Source organism: Pseudomonas sp. BJP69, from assembly GCF_007633355.1.
Lineage (GTDB): Bacteria > Pseudomonadota > Gammaproteobacteria > Pseudomonadales > Pseudomonadaceae > Aquipseudomonas > Aquipseudomonas juntendi.
In genome coordinates this window covers 2117359-2135669 of record NZ_CP041933.1, presented here as the reverse complement: position 1 = coordinate 2135669, position 18311 = coordinate 2117359, and the positions used below count along the sequence as shown (strand labels likewise).

Sequence of the window (18311 nt, the reverse complement as noted above, 5' to 3'; positions counted from 1 at the left end):
CTGACGCCCCCTGCGCAGGTCGGCTTTGTCGTTTGAAACATTTGCTTTCATTTTAATCGGCAGGATTTCGATTCTCATTCGTCCTTATCAGTACAGCCCTCTTTGGTTGGGCGCACGCTCGACCACCCATAGCAGAAGACCCGTCTGATGGCCAAATCGTTGAAAAAATCCAAATCCAGGCTGTGGTTCCTGGTGCACAGCTGGCTCGCCTTGCCGATCTGGTTCTTTGTATTGATCGTCTGCTTCACGGGCATGCTCGCGGTGGTCAGCCAGGAAATCGTCTGGCTGGCCAACCCCGATGTACGTGCCAGCAAGCCGGACACCGACGCCGAACGCCTGAGCTTCCAACAGGTGCTGAACGCCCTGCATGAAGCAGAGCCGGATATGGTCGTGCGCTCCATCATTCAGCCTGAGGGCTCACACTTCGCCCTCACGGCCAATGTGACCTTCCCGGACGGCACCACCCCGACCTTGTACGTCAATCCTTACACCGGTGCGATTCAGGGCAAATCCCCCGACTTCAACTTCCAAGCCTTCACCCGCGCCCTGCACGGCTGGTGGCTGGTGCCCTTCACCAACGGTTTCAGCTGGGGCTGGTACCTGGTGTCGATCCTCGGCCTGCCCATGTTCGCTTCGCTGGTAACCGGGCTGGTGGTGTACAAAAAGTTCTGGAAAGGCTTCTTCAAGCCGGTACGCACAGGGCACGGTTCGCGCATCTTCTGGGGCGACCTGCACCGCCTGGCCGGTGTCTGGTCGATCTGGTTCATCGCGGTCATTTCCATCACCGGTACCTGGTTCCTGATCCAGGCGATTCTGTTCGACAACCACATCAGCATTTCCAGCGAGCCGATCGTGCCGGTCATCGCTCGCGAAGAAGTGCCCCAGACCGCCGATGGCAGCCCAGCCCCACGGATCGACCTCGATGAAGCGGCACGCATCGCTGGCCTGGCGATTCCAGGGCTGGAAATCAACTTCATTGCGTTGCCTGCCACCGCTTACAGCCATATTTCCATGGGCGGGCGGAGCTGGTATCCGCTGATGGCCCAAAGCGCCGAGGTCAACCCCTACACGCGCAAGGTGGACAGCCAGTTCCTGCTGGGCGACCGCTCCGCCCTGGAGTTCGTCACCGAGTCCATGCGCCCCTTGCACACCGGTGACTTTGGCGGCCTGCCGATCAAGCTGATCTGGTTCTTCTTCGGCCTGGTGCTCACCCTGATGGTGTTCAGCGGCTTGCTGATCTGGACCAAACGTACGGCGCAAGCCACCGCTGCCGCGCTGAAGCGTAGCGAACGCGCACCCCATACTGCGCCCACTCGGACCTCGCTGGAGATGCAACGATGAGCCACACCCAGGCCGTGCCCGTCAGCCCGCTGAAACAGTGGTGGTTGAAGTGGCGTTTCCACTTGAACATCCTGCTGATCCTGATCCCGCTGGGTTTCATGCCCAAGTATTTCAGCGACGCAAAGCTGTTCCGCGGCGAGGCAGGGCTGGGGGCGAATGTGATCACCGGCATCCAGGCCGGCCCCTACACCCTGGACGTGGCGGAACTGCGTGACGAAGCCCCCCGCAGAGACGGCCCGGCAGGCGACTTCAAGGTATTCAGGGCAGCGCTGTGCAAGGCGTGCGTCAACGACGTGAAGGCCGTTTACCTGCGCATCGGCAAACCGCGCAGCCTGCGGGCGGCTGGCACGATCTTCTTCGGCGCGCCCTACGCTATGGCCACCAATCTGCCGATCCCCCCACGCACCAAACCCGACGCCCAGATCTGGATCACCGTGGAAGGCTGGGACGGCAGCATGCACCAAGCGTCTGTCCCGCTGGCCAAGGCATCGCCAGCCACCGTGGCCTGGCTCGAGAAAAAAGGAGGCATGAAATGAAATACCTGCTGCGCACCCTCGCCCTGCCCTTGCTGGCACTGGCCGCAAGCCCGGCACTGGCCCACAACCCCATGTGCGAATGCGAAGAACTGGCCAGCGGCCAAGTCAAGTGCACCGGTGGTTTCTCGGACGGCAGTGGCGCCCCCGGGGTAACCCTAGATGTGATCGGCTATGACGAGCAAGTGCTGGTCGGCGGCAAGCTTGGCGACGATTCGACCCTGACCTTCAAGCGCCCAGACGGCGAATTCTACGTGCTGTTCGACGCCGGCCCCGGGCACGTGGTGGAAGTCGACTACGCCGACATCGCCCAGCCATGAGCCGCGCTCACGTGATTCGCCCGGCCGGGGCCGGGCACGAAACCCTGTACGTGCTGTTGGCCAGCTTGCTGATAGTGGCGTTGGCGGCTGGCGTGGTGTGGCTGCGCGGCGAGCGCGAGGACGAACAGGCCATCGCCGCCCACCAGATCGACGCCCGCCGCGACCTCACTGCGGCCGAGCAAGGCCTCTACACCGACCTGCGGGTGGCATTCGACGAGATCCAGTTGCTGCGTGAAGAAAACGCTGCTGCACCTGGGGTACAGGCCCTGGCCGATGAAGGCCTGCCACCATTCGTGGTCGACGCCGGCAGCCAGAGCCGGGGCAGTCACCAGTGGACCTGGCTGGTGCCCGGCGCCTACCTGGGCCGCAGCCAGGCACCCGAAATTGCCGGCAGCCTGCTGCTGATCCTGCCACCCGACAGCACCGGCCAGGCTGATATCTGGTTGCGCCGCGACAGCGCCGCAATCATCCCGGATGACCTCGGCCAGGCGGCACTGATCGCCGCTGGCTGGCAACAGGTGGTCAGCCACTACGACGCCGGGGTTACCCGCGAACACCGCCACTGAACCGAAGGACTCGCCCATGTTTCGCTCCGCCCTCGCCCTGCTCCTGGCCCTGGCCCTGCCGGCAATGGCCCTGGCCGATAACGACAAGCCGCTGCGTATCGGCATCACCTTGCACCCCTACTACAGCTACGTGAGCAACATCGTTGGCGACAAGGCCGAGGTGGTGCCGCTGATTCCGGCGGGCTTCAACCCGCACGCCTACGAGCCCCGGGCCGAAGACATCAAGCGCATCGGCACCCTGGACGTGGTGGTGCTCAATGGCGTTGGCCATGACGACTTTGCCGACCGCATGATCGCTGCCAGTGAGAAACCTGATATCGCCACGATCGAGGCCAACCAGAACGTACCGCTGCTGGCAGCTACCGGCATTGCCGCACGCGGTGCCGGCAAGGTGGTCAACCCGCACACTTTCCTGTCGATCAGCACGACCATTGCCCAGGTCAACAACATTGCCCGCGAGCTGGGCAGGCTCGACCCGGACAATGCCCGGTTCTACACGCAGAACGCCCGGGCCTACGCCAAACGCCTGCGTGGCTTGCGTGCCCAGGCACTGGCCAAGGTCACCGAGGCCCCCAGCGCTACCTTCCGCGTGGCCACCATCCACGCTGCCTACGACTACCTGGTCCGCGACTTCGGCCTGGAAGTGACCGCCGTGGTCGAACCCGCCCATGGTATCGAGCCGAGCCCGGCGCAGCTGAAGAAGACCATCGACCAGCTCAAGGCACTGGACGTGAGGGTGATCTTCTCGGAAATGGACTTCCCCTCAGCCTATGTCGAAACCATCCAGCGTGAGTCTGGTGTGCGCCTTTACCCCCTCACCCACATTTCCTATGGCGAATACACCAAGGACAAGTACGAAGTGGAAATGAAGCGCAACCTCGACACCGTGGTCCGCGCCATTCAGGAGAACCGCGCATGACCGCCGCTGCCAACCTGGCAACCGCCTGCGGGCCGCGCATCACCTTTGCCGGTATCGACCTGACCCTGGGCCGCACCCGTATCCTCGAACAGGTCAGCTTCACCGTCGCCCCGGGCAGCGTGCACGCCATCGTCGGCCCCAACGGCGGCGGCAAGAGTTCGCTGATCAAGACCCTGCTCGGGCAAATGCCCCACCATGGTGAACTGACCCTGCACTGGCCAGGGCAAGGCGAGGTGATCGGCTACGTCCCGCAGGCCCTGGAGTTCGACCGCGGGCTGCCAATGACCGTGGATGATTTCATGGCTGCCATGTGCCAGCGGCGCCCGGCCTTCCTGGGTTTGTCGCGCAGGGTGCAGCCTGCCATCGATGCTGCGTTGGCGCGGGTTGGCATGCTGGAAAAGCGCAAGCGGCGCATGGGGGCCTTGTCGGGCGGTGAGCGCCAGCGGGTGCTGCTGGCCCAGGGGCTCATCCCCGAACCACAACTGCTGGTGCTGGACGAGCCGATGTCGGCGCTCGATGAAGCCGGCATTCAGGTGTTCGAACAACTGCTGCTGGCCTGGCGCCAGGCGGGAACCACTGTGTTGTGGATCGAACACGACCTGGAAGCGGTGCTGCGCCTGGCCGACCGGGTTACCGGGCTGAGCCGCCAGGTACTGTTCGACGCCCCGCCAGCCCAGGCCCTGACGCCGGAGCGCCTGTTGGGCCTGTTTTCCGTCCACCCGCGTAGCGAGAGCATTGCCTGATGAGTTTCGAAACCTTTCGCCAAACGATCCAGGACTGGGCCATTGCCGGCTACCTGCCCGAGGCGCTGGCCTATGGCTTCGTGGTCAATGCCTTGCTCGCCGGCCTGATGATTGGCCCGGTGCTGGGTGGCCTGGGCACCCTGGTGGTGGTCAAGCGCTTTGCGTTCTTTTCCGAAGCGGTCGGCCATGCCGCACTGACCGGCGTGGCTATCGGCATCCTGCTGGGCGAGCCCTATACCGGGCCTTATGGCAGCCTGTTCGGTTACTGCCTGCTGTTCGGCATCCTGCTGAACTTCCTGCGTAACCGCACCGGGTTGTCACCGGACACACTGATTGGCGTATTCCTCTCGGTGTCGCTGGCGCTGGGCGCCAGCCTGCTGCTGATGCTGGCGGGCAAGATCAATGTGCACATCCTCGAGAACGTGCTGTTCGGTTCGGTGCTGACCGTGAGCGGGCAGGACCTGGTGGTACTGGGTATTGTCGCCATACTGGTGCTGGCCTTGGCGCTGCCGCTGTACAACCGCATCATGCTGGCCAGCTTCAACCCGCAGTTGGCTGCTGTACGCGGCGTGGCGGTGAAAACCCTGGACTACCTGTTCGTGGTGCTGGTGACCCTGGTCACCGTGGCTGCAGTGAAGGTGATCGGGGCCATTCTGGTCGGTGCGTTGCTGGTGATCCCGGCTGCCGCCGCGCGCCTGGTCAGCCAGTCACTGAAGGGCTTTTTCTTCCTCTCGGTGCTCATCGCCACCATCAGCACGTTGTTCGGCATCCTGCTACCGATCGTGTTCGACCTGCCGGTGCCGTCGGGTGCCGCGATCATCCTGGTTGCCGGTCTCTGCTTCGCCCTCGCTGCGCTCGCCCGCGCCCTCGTTCCCCGCCTGCAAGGAAACCCGGCATGAACCTGAAACACCTGACCCTGGCACTGGCCCTGGCCAGCCTGCCGTCGCTGTCTTTCGCCACGCAGGTGCTGACCACCTTGCCGATCACCCACAGCCTGGCCAGCGCCCTGCTCGAGGGGACCGGCGTACAACTCAAGCGCGCAGCCCCGGCCAACCTGCCGGCCAGTCGCCAGCCGTCGTACTTCAGCGGCCGTGGTGGCGCCAGCCTGGACAAGGCTGCGCAACAGGCCGATGCGGTGATCGGCGTACGTTCGATCTGGCGCGACGACCCGTTATACCCGATGGCCCGGCGCAGCAATATCCGCATTGTCGAGATCGATGCCGCACGACCGGTGGACGGCGCCTTGCCAGGTATTGCGGTGAGTGGCGACGATGCCTACAACGCCTACCCGTGGCTGAACCCGACCAATCTGGGGCGCATGGCCGACGTCGTGGCCAACGACCTGGAACGCCTGGCGCCGAGCGAAAAAACGAAAATCCAGGGCAACCTGGCCGCGCTCAAGCGCCAGCTGTTGGAACTTGCCGCCAGCAGCCAGACGCAGTTGGCCAAGGTCGACAACCTCACAGTGGTCAGCCTGTCGCCGCGGTTGGGTTACCTGGCCAGCGGCCTGAACCTGGATGTGGTGCAGCAGCCGCTGCCAACGGCGTGGGATGCTGCCGCGCTGAAGGCGCTGGAGGCCAACCTGAAGGCACAGGATGTAGCGTTGGTGCTGGACCATCGCCAACCGGAGCCGGCGCTGGCCGCAGCGATCCAGGCGGCCGGCGCGAAGCTGGTGGTGGTGGACAGCGACCCGGATGATGCGTTTGCCGGGTTGAAGGCCAGTGTCGAACAAGTCGTCGGGGCACTTGGCGAAAGCTGATCAACAGTCCGTCGCAAATCCTGGGGCCGCTTTGCGGCCCTTTCGCGCTGCAAGACCGCGCCCGCCTCGGCAGTGGCGACATTGACAGTGCACCTGGGCGCTAGCGCTTCATGCACCGTTGGTAACGCTCGTCCACCCGCCCTGCAAACCACGCCGTGGTCAGCTTGCGGGTAATCTTCGGGCTCTTCAGTTCGATCCCCGGCAGCACCGCTCGCGGGAGCGGCTTGCCAGCGGCCGCGTCGGCCAGGGCAAATACCCCGGCGTACAGCTTGCTGTCCTCGAACGCCAGGCTGTCGCCGTCCTCCAGTTGGCGGCGAATCTGCGGGTTGCGCAGCCCCAGCTTCCCGCCCACTTTGCGCGCCGCCGTTTCGGTCGCGCCCGGCATGATCGCCCCCGGTGCGATCAGGTCGCCGTCCAGCGCCAGGCGCACACCCGTGACCTTGCTCAGCGCCGCTTGAAACGCCGCATTGCGGCTGGCGTACCAGCCCGCATTGAAATCGGCGAAACGATAGAGCGGGCGTTCGTAGCTGGCTGGGTAACCCAACAAGTGGGCGATACCGAAGTACATGCCACCGCGCCGGGTGAACACCTCCTGGCGAATGCTGCCGTCATGGCTGTAGGGGTACCCCTGTGCATGCTGTTCGGCAAAGTCGATGCTGACCTGCATCGGCCCGCCGGTGTGCACCGGGTTCAGCCCGCCAAGCAAGGTCCTGCCCAACGGGAGCCGGGCAATGACCTCGTCGTACAATTCGCTCAACTGTTTCTCGCTGCGCACTGCCTGTAGCCGCTGCTGGTAGCTTTGGCCGTTGCCAGACGGCGTTTTCAACGCACCATCGATCAGCAGCCTGGGGATGTGCAGGCGCGCGGCGCGGCGGTCGATTTCTTCACGGGCGATACGCCCCAGGTTGGGCACCTGTGGATCGGCGGTGAAGGTCGACTCCTGCTCGGTGACCGCCAACACGGCACACAGGTTGCTCTTGCTGGGGGGGATGCGCTGGGCCTCGAAGGCCACCTGGATGTCCTTGGCCCAGCCCTCGCGGTCGCGGGCTTGCGTGGGCAGCAACCGCAGCAGTTGGGCGCGAACCTCGGCCGGGTCCGCTGCGGGCACTTCTTCGCGGCGCCCGGCGCAACCTTGCAGCAGTGCAAGGGCCATCATGCCTGCCGCCCATAACCGGCCGTTCAGGGCTGTTCACCGACCAGGTAGGTCTTGCTGATGTGGCGGAACAACGGATGCGCCGCACTCCCCATCAGCTCGAACAGCACCATTTCCCGGGTCACTACCTGCGCACCGGCTTCGCGCATGCGCGCCAGGCCCGCCGCCTTGCTGGCCGCCGTGCGGCTGTCACAGGCATCTTCGACCACGAACACCTGCTTGCCTAGCGCCAGCAGGCCGAGCACGGTCTGCAGCACGCAGACATGGGTTTCCATGCCACACACGATCACCTGTTCACGGGCCATCAGGCTGTCGGGCAAGCATTGGGCGGCAACGCAGGAAAAATGGCTTTTCTCCACCACCTGGGCGGCCGGTGCCGCCGCCAGCAACTCGGCCAGGGTGTGGCCCAGACCCTTGGGGTACTGTTCGGAAATCACCACCGGCAGCTCCAGCTCGGCGGTCGCCGCCAGCAGCCAGCGGGCCCGCGCCCGGGTGCCTTCGGCGTCGCTCATGGCGCCGATGAGCTTTTCCTGGATGTCGACGACCAGCAGCGTGGCCTTGTGCGGTTCGATCAGCATGCTCTGCCCCTTGCCTGGGAAAAGGCCTAGCCTCCCCCAGGCAAGCGGTGACGTCAATCAGGCGGACAGGCGCAACGGTTGCAGCGAGGCAGTGAGGGCGTCGAGCACACGGTCTTCATGCTCGTGGATGAAGAAGTGCCCGCCGGGGAACATCTGCAGCGAAAACTCGCCGTGGGTTTCTTTGCCCCAGGCCCGCAGTTGCTCGTCATTGGCCCGGTCATCAGTGCCGGCCAGCACATGCAGCGGGCAGCTCAGGGCCGGCCGCTGACGGTAGGCGTAGGTGCCGCACAGCAGGAAATCGGCGCGCAGTGTCGGCAAGGTCAGGCTCATCAACTCGGCATTGGCCAGCACTTCCTCGGGCGTGCCTTGCAGCTCACGCAGCTCGCTGATCAGCTCGGCGTCGGTTTTGGGCTCGCGCCAGCGCCTGCCATCGTAATCTTCGCGCCGGGTCGGGGCCGCCGTGCCGCAGGCAAACAACGCCAGCGGCGCCGGGCAGCCCAGCGCTTGCAGCTCATGCGCCAGCTCGAAGGCCAGCAAGGCACCCAGGCTGTGGCCCAGCAACGCATAGGGTGCATTGGCGGCCAGGCGCTGCTCGCTGGCCAGTTGCCGGGCCAGCGCCTGCATGTCGGTGTGCAGCGGCTCGGCCATGCGTGCGCCGCGCCCGGGCAGCTCCACCGGGCGTACCTGCACCCACGACGGCAGCTTGCGCCGCCAGCGGCTGTAGACCATGGCGCTGGCGCCCGAGTAAGGCAGGCACAGCAAGTTCAGTGCGGTCACTGGGCGGCGGCTTCGGCCATTTTCTGGCGCAGGCTGAGGGGGCGCATGTCGGTCCACACCTCGTCGATGTACGCCAGGCATTCCTTTTTCAGGCCGCTTTTGCCCACTGCACGCCAGCCGTTGGGGATGGCTTTGTAGTCGGGCCAGATCGAGTATTGCTCTTCGTGGTTGACCACTACCTGGAACTGGATATCTTCGCGGTCGAATACAGAAGTCATTGCCTGTCTCCTTGAATGATGAGTACCGCTGCGCGCTTGGCGCAGGAGGCTTTCAAGTAGACGTAGCAAGCCGGCGGAAAATTAACTTCATCTCATGCATCGCGCAGCAGGTCGTGGGTATCGAGCAGGCGGAACGCAACCTCGGGATTGCGTTCCAGCCCGCGGCGGATCGCCGCCGGGATCGCCTGCCGGGTCTTGCGGCACAGCCCGGGCTGGTTATCCAGTTCGATGACGATGCCGCGCATGGTCCGCACTTCATTGAAGCCCGGGGCGATGTGCACGCGAATGCCAAGATTGTCGAACAGGCGCTGCTGCAGGCGCTGCAGGTCTTCAAGGTCTTTCAGGTTTTCCAGGCGCTCGAGCAGGCGCTTTTCTTCCTGGCGGGTCAGCAGGAGTATGCGCTGGGCGGTCTGCGGGTGGTCGGCCAGTTGTTCGCGGCCACAAATGCAGGCGCCAGGGGGGCAAGGCTGGCGCAACGGTGGAGAGCTGGTCATGGGCCAAGCATAGCCAGTTTTTGCGGGTGCTTGTAGAAGCGGTCTTTATATCGCCCGTGCCCTGGCTTTACAACTGCAGCAAGCGCTCGCGCAGGAAGTTCACGAACCCTTGCACCGGCCGCGCCACCTGCCGGTGCTGCGGGTACACTGCCGACAGCTGCAAAGCTGGCGGCCGCCAGTCATCCAGCACCGTGACCAGGCGCCCATCGGCCAGCGCTTGCCCTACGATGAAGGTCGGCAGGTAAGTCACCCCCATGCCGGCAATCGCCGCGTCCCTCAGGATTTCACCATTGTTCGCGCGCATGCGCCCGGCCACCTGAATCGCCTGGACCTTGCCAGCCTGCCGAAACTGCCACTGCACCTGCCGCGAATGCCCATACGGCAGGCAGTCATGCCCGGCCAGGTCCTCCGGCCTGGCCGGCACACCGCGCGCCGCCAGGTAGGCCGGGCTCGCGCAGTACACCCGCTGCACATCGGCGATGCGCCGGGCGATCAGGCTGGAGTCCTCCAGCGCGCCAATCCGCAACGCCAGGTCATAGCCTTCGCCGATCAGGTCCACCGCCCGGTCACTGAGGTCCACCTCCACATCCACCTGCGCATGCAACTGCAGGAACTCGGTCAGCAAACAGCCCAGGTGCGCCATGGCGAACGACAATGGCGCGCTCAGGCGCAAGGTGCCGCGCAAGGCCTGGGCCTGGCCGCTGATGTCGTGCTCCACCTGCTGCACTTCACCCAGCAGGCGCATGGCCGACTGGTAGTACTGCTGGCCCAGCGGCGTGGCGTCCAGGCGCCGGGTGGAGCGGTTGAGCAGGCGCACGCCCAGGCGCGCTTCGAGTTGCATCAGGCGCCGGCTCACCGATTGCTTGGACATCCCCAGGCGGTCGGCGGCGGCAGTGAAACTGCCGGCCTCCATCACCTGGGCAAAGATTCGCATGTCTTCGTAGGGGTTCATTGTCTCGCTCTTGGTGACAGTAAAACGCTTTATAGCGGCTTTTTCCCACGAGCGCACCTGCCTAATCTACGCACAGGTCGCAGCGATGGCCCAGCAGGCCAGGCAAGACGCCCACCCCCGACACTTGCACAGAAAAGGATTCGCCCATGAACATTGTCCACAAAACACTCACCGCCTCGCTTCTGGCGCTGTCCGTTTCCAGCGCGTTCGCAGCGGGAAGCCCAGGGGTGGAGCAACGCACCCAGGCCTTCCTCGAAGCCCTGGAGCAAGGCGGCGGCAAGCCACTGGAGCAACTCAGCCCGAAAGATGCGCGCGCGGTGCTGACCGGCGCCCAGGCCTCGGTCAAGGTTGACCTCTCCGGGATCGAGGTGAAGGAACGCACCATCGAGGCCGACGGCCAGTCGATCAAGCTGCAGGTGGTTCGCCCGGCCAATGTCAAAGGGGCGTTGCCGGTATTCATGTTCTTCCATGGCGGTGGCTGGGTGCTCGGCGACTTCCCGACCCACCAGCGGCTGATCCGTGACCTGGTGGTGGGCTCTGGGGCAGTGGCGGTGTATGTCGACTACACCCCGTCGCCGGAGGCGCACTACCCGACCGCGATCAACCAGGCCTATGCCGCGACCCGCTGGGTGGCCGAGCACGGCGAGCAGATCGGCGTGGATGGCAAGCGCCTGGGCGTGGCTGGCAACAGCGTCGGTGGCAACATGGCGGCGGTCGTGGCGCTGAAGGCCAAAGAAGCTGGCACCCCGGCCCTGCGCTTCCAGCTGTTGCTGTGGCCGGTGACGGACGCCAGCTTCGAAACCGCTTCGTACAAACAGTTTGCCGAAGGGCACTTCCTGACCACCGGCATGATGAAGTGGTTCTGGGACAACTACACCACGGATGCCAAGGCGCGGGAACAGATCTACGCTGCGCCGCTGCGGGCCACCACCGAACAGTTGCAAGGCTTGCCGCCAGCGCTGGTGCAAACCGCCGAGTTCGACGTGCTGCGTGATGAAGGTGAGGCCTATGCCCGCAAGCTGAATGCCGCCGGCGTGCCGGTGACCTCGGTGCGCTACAACGGCATGATCCATGACTATGGGCTGCTCAACCCGCTGAGCCAGGTACCGGCGGTCAAGGCGGCAATGCGCCAGGCTGGCGCCGAACTCAAAGCGCACCTGAACTGAGCCCATGACCGGAAGACCTGCCCAGGCCCAATCGAGATGTTGGCGCTCGGTCACCTGGGCTTGGACCGAATGCTGATAGAACTGCCAGTAGCCGCCACTTTTTTCCTGTGCGCAAATTGCACCAAAGCCCACGATAGCTATGCGTGCGGCTGTGCTACTCCACTCAGAAAAAGGTGCTCGCCAATGTGGACACGAATAGCCCTGTCGCTTCTAACCCTGGCAAGTTTGATCGGTTGCGTGTCGCACACGTCCCCTGTGCTGCCTGCCCGTCCGCCCGCGCAGACTCAGGCACTCACAAGCGCAACAGCCAAGTCACAGCAGTTGATCGAATTGAACAAGCGGGGTGAACAGGCGGTTACGCAACTGAAAGTCTGGTACGACTCGGTCACCGAAGACTGCGGTGGGCCTGACAAACCCAGCTACCTGTGCAGCGGTTTTGAAATGCGTGCCACCGGTTTCAGCCCAGAATCGCTACCTTGGGACCCGAGCCGCAAGCACTTGGATAAAGGCGCCATAGCGTTTTCCTGGGTGCGCCGTGACACCAACTTCGGCAGGGCGGCGGAACGCTTCAATGGTTATTTGTTCCCGCCGCTGCAGGCCATCCCGCACGGCAAGCTGCGCGAGCTCGAAGTACTGTGCACCTTCCCCATCGATGGTGGCACGGACAACCGCGAAACCGCGCAGGGGTGCGGCCCGCATGATGGGTTTGAGAGCACCACGGATGCGTGCCAGAAGGTCGGCGTGAAGGATGCCGAAGCGTGGTTGGCAACGTACAGCGAAGATGACATCAGAAAATCAAGAGTCTGCGGATGGGACCTTCGCGAAGCACCCGCGAACATGAAGGCCCGGTGGTTCGAGATGCCGTTAAAAGTCAGGGCAGGTTTGAGCGCCGATGCGTGGATGGGCTACAACGAGATTTTGCTCCCAGCCTGGCAAGTCGGCGTGGGCGCCGACTTGCCTGTTTTCGCATTTTTCTATGTCGAGGGTCAGACGCAGGCTGGCTTGCTGGCGCAGTTCGACCAGTTCCGGTATCACGCAGCGTATGGCCAGGCGGTGCCTGTAATCCGAATCAAGCTGCCCACGGCGAAGGATCAGGTTATGCAGCTAACCTACGATGAGCAAGACCAAGCGGTAGGTCGCCCCATCGTGACTTCGGAGGTCGATTTCGAGTCCGAGCAGGTCGGTGACCGCAAGGAATTCAAGGTTGACCAGACGACATTCAAACTACATGGCACGGGTGGGATCAGCGACGATTCGCACAGCGGCGATGGAAGCGCCATAAAGGCAAAACATCTTACGTTCGACGGTTCAACCGAAATTCTGCTGCCTGGCACAGGTACCCGCCGCGTAAGTTACGACTGGGGGTGCAGTGATCTATGTACCAGAGATCTCACCTTTACGGACAACCACAAACGGCTGAGTGACCGTGAAGGTATGCATTATGGGTCCGATGAGCTAACGGTGAACGGCCCTGAAATCCTGCACCTTCACATGGTTGAAGACGGCGAAAACCCGCGCATGGTCATCGACAACGTGCACGTTACGCAAGCGCCTTGAGCTTCTGTTTTGCCAGTAGTGGCCCTATCGCCGGCTCGCCGGCGTCAGGGGCATCAACCAACACTCACGGCCCCACCCCTTCAACGATGATCACGTCGGCCTTCGCTACCCCTTGGCGATGGCTGCACGCCTCCTGGTACAGCTCAGACCGGTAACACGCCACCGCCTGCGCGTAGGAATCGAATTCGATTACCACGCTACGCTGAGGTGTGGGCCGCCCTTCCAGCGCCTCGCTGCGCCCGCCACGGGCCAGAAAGCGGCCACCGAATGCCTGGAAGGCAGCCGGGGCGCGTTGGGTGTATTGCAGGTACTGCTCGGGGTTGGTCACGTCCACATGGGCGATCCAATAGGCCTTCATGCACTTTCTCCTGATTCGTCGATTTTTGTGTATGATGGTATACCATAAAAATGACACCACCACAGCGAGCGTGCAACATGGCTTTCAACACCATCGAGGAACTTCTCGAGGACTACCGGCAAGGCAAGATGGTCCTGCTTGTGGATGACGAGGATCGCGAAAACGAAGGCGACCTGCTGATCGCCGCCGAGCGTTGCGACGCCCAGGCCATCAACTTCATGGCCCGCGAAGCGCGGGGCCTGATCTGCCTGACCCTGACCGACGACCACTGCCAACGCCTGGGGCTGGAGCAGATGGTACCGGCCAACGGCAGTGTGTTCAGCACCGCGTTCACCGTGTCGATCGAAGCTGCCACGGGCGTCACTACGGGCATCTCTGCCGCCGACCGGGCACGTACCGTGGCCGCCGCCATGGCCCCCACGGCCCGCCCCGAAGACCTGGTCCAACCCGGCCATATATTTCCCCTGCGTGCCCGCGAAGGCGGCGTACTGACCCGCGCCGGCCACACCGAAGCGGGTTGCGACCTTGCGCGCCTGGCCGGCTTCAGCCCGGCCTCGGTGATCGTCGAAGTGCTCAACGACGACGGCACCATGGCGCGTCGCCCGGACCTTGAGGTGTTCGCTGCACGGCATGGCATCAAGATCGGCACCATCGCCGACCTGATCCACTACCGCCTGAGCACCGAGCAGACCATCAAGCGCATCGGCGAACGTGAACTGCCGACCGTGCATGGCACCTTCCGCCTGGTCACCTATGAAGACCGCATCGAAGGTGGCGTGCACATGGCCATGGTAATGGGCGACATCCGCCGCGAGCAGCCAACCCTGGTCAGGGTGCATGTGATCGACCCCCTGCGCGACCTGGTTGGTGCCGAGTACGCCGGCCCCGCCAACTGGACCCTGTGGGCGGCACTGCAGAAGGTGGCCGAGGAAGGCAGCGGCGTGGTGGTGGTCCTGGCCAACCATGAATCCTCGCAGGCATTGCTGGAGCGGGTACCACAGCTGACCCAACCGGTGCGGCCTTACCAGCGCGGGCAGTCCAAGGTGTACTCGGAAGTGGGCACCGGAGCACAGATTCTGCAGGACCTGGGGGTGGGCAAGCTGCGCCACCTGGGGCCGCCGCTGAAATATGCGGGGCTGGCGGGTTATGAGCTGGAGGTGGTGCAGAGCATTCCCTTTGAGCCAGGCCTGGTGGGCTGACGCAGTGCCTTTTAGGCGCGGCCTTGCGTCGCGCCTACAGAGGTTCGCGCAAGCATGCAGAGGACAGAGTGATGGCCGGTCGCCTCATACCTCTTGCCAAAAGTTTGGAATACCATAATATGATATCCCGTAGACCTTAAATCTGCTGGCCGGCATCCACAACGCCAGATGGCCATCGACACTTTGTTTTAGCTGCTCCCCGAACACTATTGGCGGGCGCACCACAAGCCCAGCCTCGAATAACAAAAGCAACGAGGGCGTAACCATGCTGTTGAGCAAACGTGTAACCGCAGTGCTGTCTGCCAGCCTGCTGACCCTGGCATGTCAGGCCGCCCAAGCCGCCGACAGCCTCAACTTCGTCAGCTGGGGCGGGACCACCCAGGACGCCCAGAAAGGCAAGACGGTGCCCCGGTGGGTGTGAGCTGGAAGCAGAACCTGGTCATGGCCGATTTCCTGGTCATCCCCAAGGGCGCCAAGAACAAGGACGCGGCCATGAAGTTCCTGGCCAACGCCAGCAGCGCCGAAGGCCAGGCCGAGTTCGCCAACAAGACCGCCTACGCGCCGGTCAACGTCGACAGCGTGGCCAAGCTGGACAAGGACCTTGCACCCAACCTGCCTACCGCCCATGCCCAGGACCAGGTCACCCTCGACTTCGCCTACTGGGCCAAGAACGGCCAGGCCATCGCCGCGCGCTGGAATGAGTGGTTGGTCAAATGAAAGTCGCCATCAACGCCCTGCATAACGCGCAAGGTGCCCCCACGGGGGCCGGCGCTCCGGGCACCGTACCGCGGCGCGTGGGCCTGAGCCAGCGCTGGAAAGGCAGCCGCAACCTGCTGCCGGCCTTGCTGTTCCTGGGTCTGTTCTTCTTCGCCCCGCTGATCGGCCTGTTGCTGCGCGGGGTACTGGAGCCAACGCCCGGGCTGGGCAACTACGAGCAGCTGTTCGCCAACTCGGCTTACGCACGGGTGCTGTTCAACACCTTCTCGGTGGCCGGTGTGGTCACCCTGATCAGCGTGCTGCTGGGCTTCCCGCTGGCGTGGGCCATCACCCTGGTGCCCAAAGGCTGGGGCCGCTGGCTGCTGAACATCGTGCTGCTGTCGATGTGGACCAGCCTGCTGGCACGCACCTACTCGTGGCTGGTGCTGCTGCAGAGTTCGGGGGTAATCAACAAGGCGTTGATGGCCATGGGCATCATCGATGCCCCGCTGGAGATGGTGCATAACCTGACCGGTGTAGTGATCGGCATGAGCTACATCATGATCCCGTTCATCGTGCTGCCGCTGCAGGCGACCATGCACGCCATCGACCCGATGGTGCTGCAGGCAGGCTCGATCTGTGGCGCCAGCCCGTGGACCAACTTCTGGAAGGTGTTCCTGCCACTGTGCCGCTCGGGGCTGTTTTCCGGGGCGCTGATGGTGTTCGTGATGTCGCTCGGTTACTACGTCACTCCGGCACTGCTGGGCGGGGCGCAGAACATGATGCTGCCGGAATTCATCATCCAGCAGGTGCAGTCGTTCCTCAACTGGGGCCTGGCCAGCGCCGCCGCCGCACTGCTGGTGTTGATCACCCTGGTGCTCTTCTACCTGTACCTGAAGCTGCAGCCGGAGTCCCCGGTTGGCAACCCGAGGTAAACCGCCATGCTCCTTTCACCCAATGCCATGGGCCGCCCGCTGCGCACAGGCCTGTACCTGACCACCGGGGTGATCGCAGCCTTCCTGCTGCTGCCGGTAGTGTTCATCGTGTTGCTGTCGTTCGGGTCGTCGCAGTGGCTGGTCTTCCCGCCGCCCGGCTGGACCCTCAAGTGGTACGGCCAGTTCTTTTCCAACCCCGAGTGGATGGAGGCTGCACTGGCCAGCTTCAAGGTGGCCGTGCTGACCACCGTTGCGGCGGTGCTGCTGGGGTTACCCAGCGCGTTCGCCCTGGTGCGTGGCCGCTTCCCGGGCCGTGAACTGCTGTACGGGCTGTTCACCATGCCAATGATCGTGCCGCTGGTGATCATTGCGGTGGCGGTGTACGCGCTGTTCCTCAAGCTGGGCTATACCGGCACGCTGTTCGCGTTCGTGGTCAGCCATGTGATCGTCGCCCTGCCCTTCACCATCATTTCGATCATCAACTCGCTGAAGCTGTTCGACCAGTCGATCGAGGATGCCGCCGTGATCTGCGGCGCGTCGCGCCTGCAGGCAATCTTCAAGGTCACCTTCCCGGCCATTCGCCCGGGGATGATTGCCGGGGGCCTGTTCGCCTTCCTGGTGTCCTGGGATGAAGTGGTACTGAGCGTGATGATGGCCAGCCCCGACCTGCAGACCTTGCCAGTGAAGATGTGGACCACCCTGCGCCAGGACCTGAGCCCGGTGATCGCCGTGGCCTCGACCTTGCTGATCGGCCTTTCGCTGCTGGTCATGTTCATTGCCGCCGCCTTGCGCCGGCGCACCGAAAACGCCTGAGCGCGGAGATAACAACAATGAGTGCAGTGATCAAAGACAACGCGCACGGCAAGACCCTGGTCAGCCTGCGTGGCCTGAACAAGCACTACGGCGACTTCACCGCCGTGGACAACCTCGACCTGGAGATCCAGGACGGCGAGTTTCTGACCTTTCTCGGCTCCAGCGGCTCGGGCAAGTCCACCACCCTGTCGATGCTGGCCGGTTTCGAAACGCCGAGCAGCGGCGAGATCCTGGTCGACGGCCAGTCGCTGGTCAACGTGCCGCCGCACAAGCGTGATATCGGCATGGTGTTCCAGCGTTACTCGTTGTTCCCGCACCTGAACGTGCGCGACAACATCGCCTTTCCGCTGGCCATTCGCAAACTCAATGCGGGCGAAACCAGCAAGCGCGTCGATGCCATGCTCAAGCTGGTGCAACTGGAACAGTTCGCCCACCGCAAGCCGTCGCAGATGTCCGGCGGCCAGCAGCAACGTGTGGCGATTGCCCGCGCGTTGGTGTACGAGCCACGCATTCTGCTGATGGACGAGCCGCTCGGGGCCTTGGACAAGAAGCTGCGTGAAGACCTGCAGGACGAGCTGCGTCAGCTGCACCGCCGCCTCGGCATCACCATTGTCTACGTGACCCACGACCAGGAAGAGGCCATGCGCCTGTCGCAGCGCATTGCCATTTTCAGCCACGGCAAGATCGTTGGCCTGGGCACCGGCTACGACCTGTACCAGAACCCGCCGAATGCGTTTGTGGCATCGTTCCTGGGCAACTCCAACTTCCTGCGGATCAAGGCCAGCAGTAACGGCGCAGCCAGCTTCGAAGGCCAGCCGGTGGCCATCCGCCTGACCCCGGGGCTGGCAGCCTCGCAGGATGCGCTGATCATGGTCCGCCCGGAAAAAGCCCTGGCCCTGACTGCCGAGCAAGCCGCGCGCCAGCCGCTGCCGGCAGGCTGGAACGAGGTCAGCGCCAAGGTTGGCGAGGTACTGTTCCTGGGGGAAAGCCAAACCTGCCATGTGGTCACTGCTGGTGGTACCGAACTGACGGTCAAGGCACTGTCTGCAGCGGGTATGCCGATGCAGCCAGGGGACAGCGTGAAGGTGCGCTGGGCAGTGGCAGATGCCTGCATCTACACCGAATGGGCCGAGAGCGACCTGAGCAAATCGGCCGGCGCGCATTGAGACCGCCAGGGCCGGCTTGCGGCCCATCGCCGGCAAGCCGGCTCCCACAGGGATCGCATCAGGGCTGA

At 63.9% G+C, this 18311-nt stretch carries 22 protein-coding genes and 1 pseudogene; 16 read left to right on the top strand and 7 right to left on the bottom strand.

All coding sequences use genetic code 11. The annotated features are described in order from the left end of the window. Positions 1 to 147 precede the first annotated feature (147 nt). Genes FPB55_RS09810 through FPB55_RS09775 form a run of 8 tightly spaced genes read left to right on the top strand, consistent with a single transcriptional unit; the run spans position 148 to position 6181 of the window. Entirely contained in the window at positions 148 to 1341 is a 1194-nt protein-coding gene (locus tag FPB55_RS09810; RefSeq protein WP_054881754.1) for a PepSY domain-containing protein, read from the top strand. Next, positions 1338 to 1877 carry a thiamine pyrophosphate-binding protein gene (locus FPB55_RS09805; protein ID WP_115293898.1) on the top strand — a complete coding sequence of 180 codons (540 nt, stop codon included), beginning with the start codon at positions 1338 to 1340 and terminating at the stop codon, positions 1875 to 1877. Before FPB55_RS09810 ends, FPB55_RS09805 begins: the two co-directional genes overlap by 4 nt. After that, complete coding sequence (locus FPB55_RS09800; RefSeq protein WP_009686454.1) at positions 1874 to 2194, top strand: hypothetical protein; 321 nt, start codon at positions 1874 to 1876, stop codon at positions 2192 to 2194. Before FPB55_RS09805 ends, FPB55_RS09800 begins: the two co-directional genes overlap by 4 nt. After that, the gene (locus FPB55_RS09795; protein ID WP_115293897.1) at positions 2191 to 2760 is read left to right on the top strand and encodes a DUF6162 family protein; all 570 of its coding nucleotides are present in this window, start codon (positions 2191 to 2193) and stop codon (positions 2758 to 2760) included. Before FPB55_RS09800 ends, FPB55_RS09795 begins: the two co-directional genes overlap by 4 nt. Before the next feature lie 16 nt (positions 2761 to 2776). Further along, on the top strand, positions 2777 to 3679 hold the full coding sequence (locus FPB55_RS09790) for a metal ABC transporter substrate-binding protein (RefSeq protein ID WP_115293896.1): 903 nt from the start codon (positions 2777 to 2779) through the stop codon (positions 3677 to 3679). After that, complete coding sequence (locus tag FPB55_RS09785) at positions 3676 to 4422, top strand: metal ABC transporter ATP-binding protein (RefSeq protein WP_009686451.1); 747 nt, start codon at positions 3676 to 3678, stop codon at positions 4420 to 4422. Before FPB55_RS09790 ends, FPB55_RS09785 begins: the two co-directional genes overlap by 4 nt. After that, on the top strand, positions 4422 to 5321 hold the full coding sequence (locus tag FPB55_RS09780; RefSeq protein WP_115293895.1) for a metal ABC transporter permease: 900 nt from the start codon (positions 4422 to 4424) through the stop codon (positions 5319 to 5321). The genes FPB55_RS09785 and FPB55_RS09780 overlap by 1 nt, the downstream gene beginning before the upstream one ends. Beyond that, entirely contained in the window at positions 5318 to 6181 is an 864-nt protein-coding gene (locus tag FPB55_RS09775) for a zinc ABC transporter substrate-binding protein (RefSeq protein ID WP_047149662.1), read from the top strand. The genes FPB55_RS09780 and FPB55_RS09775 overlap by 4 nt, the downstream gene beginning before the upstream one ends. A 100-nt stretch (positions 6182 to 6281) precedes the next feature. Here the strand turns inward: FPB55_RS09775 and FPB55_RS09770 are convergent, their stop codons facing one another. The 6 genes from FPB55_RS09770 to FPB55_RS09745 form a co-directional block, all read right to left on the bottom strand. Beyond that, a complete protein-coding gene (locus FPB55_RS09770; RefSeq protein WP_309543885.1) occupies positions 6282 to 7337 on the bottom strand; it encodes a DUF1615 domain-containing protein in 1056 nt (351 codons plus the stop codon). 23 nt (positions 7338 to 7360) lie between these two features. Beyond that, on the bottom strand, positions 7361 to 7912 hold the full coding sequence (locus FPB55_RS09765) for a hydrolase (protein ID WP_115293894.1): 552 nt from the start codon (positions 7910 to 7912) through the stop codon (positions 7361 to 7363). Between the two features lie 57 nt (positions 7913 to 7969). Continuing rightward, the gene (locus FPB55_RS09760) at positions 7970 to 8689 is read right to left on the bottom strand and encodes an alpha/beta fold hydrolase (RefSeq protein WP_115293893.1); all 720 of its coding nucleotides are present in this window, start codon (positions 8687 to 8689) and stop codon (positions 7970 to 7972) included. Continuing rightward, on the bottom strand, positions 8686 to 8907 hold the full coding sequence (locus FPB55_RS09755; protein WP_115293892.1) for an MbtH family protein: 222 nt from the start codon (positions 8905 to 8907) through the stop codon (positions 8686 to 8688). Before FPB55_RS09755 ends, FPB55_RS09760 begins: the two co-directional genes overlap by 4 nt. Positions 8908 to 8999: 92 nt before the next feature. Beyond that, complete coding sequence (locus FPB55_RS09750; RefSeq protein ID WP_033691107.1) at positions 9000 to 9401, bottom strand: hypothetical protein; 402 nt, start codon at positions 9399 to 9401, stop codon at positions 9000 to 9002. 67 nt (positions 9402 to 9468) lie between these two features. Beyond that, the gene (locus FPB55_RS09745; RefSeq protein WP_144188057.1) at positions 9469 to 10353 is read right to left on the bottom strand and encodes a LysR family transcriptional regulator; all 885 of its coding nucleotides are present in this window, start codon (positions 10351 to 10353) and stop codon (positions 9469 to 9471) included. Positions 10354 to 10499: 146 nt separating this feature from the next. Between FPB55_RS09745 and FPB55_RS09740 the strand changes: the two genes are divergently transcribed. Both FPB55_RS09740 and FPB55_RS09735 read left to right on the top strand, forming a co-directional pair. Continuing rightward, on the top strand, positions 10500 to 11519 hold the full coding sequence (locus FPB55_RS09740) for an alpha/beta hydrolase (protein ID WP_115293891.1): 1020 nt from the start codon (positions 10500 to 10502) through the stop codon (positions 11517 to 11519). Positions 11520 to 11702: 183 nt separating this feature from the next. Beyond that, the gene (locus FPB55_RS09735) at positions 11703 to 13076 is read left to right on the top strand and encodes a hypothetical protein (RefSeq protein WP_115293890.1); all 1374 of its coding nucleotides are present in this window, start codon (positions 11703 to 11705) and stop codon (positions 13074 to 13076) included. A gap of 64 nt (positions 13077 to 13140) precedes the next feature. On the opposite strand, the gene FPB55_RS09730 is transcribed toward FPB55_RS09735, so the two are convergent. Then, the gene (locus tag FPB55_RS09730; RefSeq protein ID WP_115293889.1) at positions 13141 to 13434 is read right to left on the bottom strand and encodes a DUF1330 domain-containing protein; all 294 of its coding nucleotides are present in this window, start codon (positions 13432 to 13434) and stop codon (positions 13141 to 13143) included. A 77-nt stretch (positions 13435 to 13511) separates the two neighbouring features. Between FPB55_RS09730 and ribBA the strand changes: the two genes are divergently transcribed. From ribBA to FPB55_RS09705, 6 genes and pseudogenes are all read left to right on the top strand, one after another. Beyond that, positions 13512 to 14633 (top strand): bifunctional 3,4-dihydroxy-2-butanone-4-phosphate synthase/GTP cyclohydrolase II, encoded by a 1122-nt coding sequence (gene ribBA / locus FPB55_RS09725; protein WP_029887298.1) that lies wholly within the window; start codon positions 13512 to 13514, stop codon positions 14631 to 14633. Positions 14634 to 14898: 265 nt separating this feature from the next. Next, positions 14899 to 15054 (top strand): hypothetical protein, encoded by a 156-nt coding sequence (locus FPB55_RS26545; protein WP_238706646.1) that lies wholly within the window; start codon positions 14899 to 14901, stop codon positions 15052 to 15054. Then, positions 15030 to 15350: pseudogene (locus tag FPB55_RS09720) on the top strand (extracellular solute-binding protein); the annotation flags it as partial. The gene FPB55_RS26545 and the pseudogene FPB55_RS09720, both read left to right, overlap by 25 nt. Then, positions 15347 to 16264 carry an ABC transporter permease gene (locus FPB55_RS09715; protein ID WP_009686435.1) on the top strand — a complete coding sequence of 306 codons (918 nt, stop codon included), beginning with the start codon at positions 15347 to 15349 and terminating at the stop codon, positions 16262 to 16264. The pseudogene FPB55_RS09720 and the gene FPB55_RS09715, both read left to right, overlap by 4 nt. Positions 16265 to 16270: 6 nt before the next feature. Further along, the gene (locus FPB55_RS09710; RefSeq protein WP_009686434.1) at positions 16271 to 17077 is read left to right on the top strand and encodes an ABC transporter permease; all 807 of its coding nucleotides are present in this window, start codon (positions 16271 to 16273) and stop codon (positions 17075 to 17077) included. 17 nt (positions 17078 to 17094) lie between these two features. Then, on the top strand, positions 17095 to 18243 hold the full coding sequence (locus tag FPB55_RS09705; protein ID WP_009686433.1) for an ABC transporter ATP-binding protein: 1149 nt from the start codon (positions 17095 to 17097) through the stop codon (positions 18241 to 18243). Positions 18244 to 18311 lie beyond the last annotated feature (68 nt).